At 54.6% G+C, this 1,055-nt stretch carries 2 protein-coding genes; both read right to left on the reverse strand.

What is annotated here, in order from left to right; all coding sequences use genetic code 11:
• Positions 1-615, reverse strand: a 615-nt coding sequence (locus AB4043_RS26515) for a glycosyltransferase (protein WP_442308659.1), incomplete at its 3' end; no start/stop codon positions are given.
• On the reverse strand, positions 612-1,055 hold a 444-nt coding region (locus AB4043_RS26520), incomplete at its 5' end, for an O-antigen ligase family protein (RefSeq protein ID WP_442308660.1). The genes AB4043_RS26520 and AB4043_RS26515, both read right to left, overlap by 4 nt.

A 1,055-nucleotide genomic window follows, 5' to 3' on the forward strand; every position in this document is an offset into this window, starting at 1 on the left:
GTTTTTATTGTGACGGTGTTGCGCAATGCATAGAACGAATGGAGGCCCAGAGTGTGGCGCCTGATGGTCAGCGTCATGCGGTTCGACAATATTGTGAATGACTCGCGCCTTGCGCGATGCTATCCGGGAGTCGTACTGCGTCAACCGATCCAGGGTGTTATGCGAGACGCAACCGATAGCGTCCGCAGCATGGAGACACTGCTTCAGGACTGCACGGTTCACCAGGACATGAGGCCAGGTGAAATTCTCAGGTGAATCGATCGGATAGAGATCGTGCAGTGTGACGATGGTCGCATGATCGCGCGATCTTTTGATCGGCATGGGATAGGCGAGATGGACCACCTCAGCCTGTAATGTCTTAGCAAGTCGAGGGAGCTGCGTGTAGTACCAAATGTTTCTCTCGATCGGCGACATGCCAATCCTGGCAAAGTGGATGTGCAACCGGGGAGAAGCCGGCAGATACGCGCGAAGGAGTTCCTTCTGCCAGGGTGAGGCGGCAACGTGGATAGAGTCGATGTCGGAATGAAGGGTAAGAGCCTGCGCCAGGTCGAGGGCATGGCGCTGAATGCCGGAGATATATTCCGAAGCGGAGACGAGTGCGAGTAGCAGGTTCATGCTGTCACCTCGTCTTGAAGCGCCGGCACATAAACCAGCGTGCTTATCAGCAGGATTGCCCACATCGGCAGAGAGAGATCAAAACGGTCGGTATCGGCAAGACCCCAGATCAAAATGAAGAGCAGCAGGCTAYTGAGGAGAATCCTTACCTGAGAACTTGCCTTGCGGAGATGCCAGTAGAAGCTGCCGTAGATACCGACGAGCATGATCAGGCCGAGAACGCCGTAGGTATAAAACTGCTGGATCAACTCGTTATGGGCGTGCCATGCCTCGAAGTCGCCAAACGCCGGAATCACGTTTCGAAATCCGTGGAAGCCGTGTCCGATCCACGGGTTCTCTAATCCGCGCAGTAGAACAAAGCCCCATATCCCAATGCGTCCGGTAAGTGTTTCGGCCTGGTTGCCCGCATTTGTATAGACAACGTAGTAGCTGCTGATAAG

Origin of the sequence: Terriglobus sp. YAF25 (assembly GCF_052113305.1) — a bacterium.
In the GTDB taxonomy this organism is placed as follows: domain Bacteria; phylum Acidobacteriota; class Terriglobia; order Terriglobales; family Acidobacteriaceae; genus Terriglobus.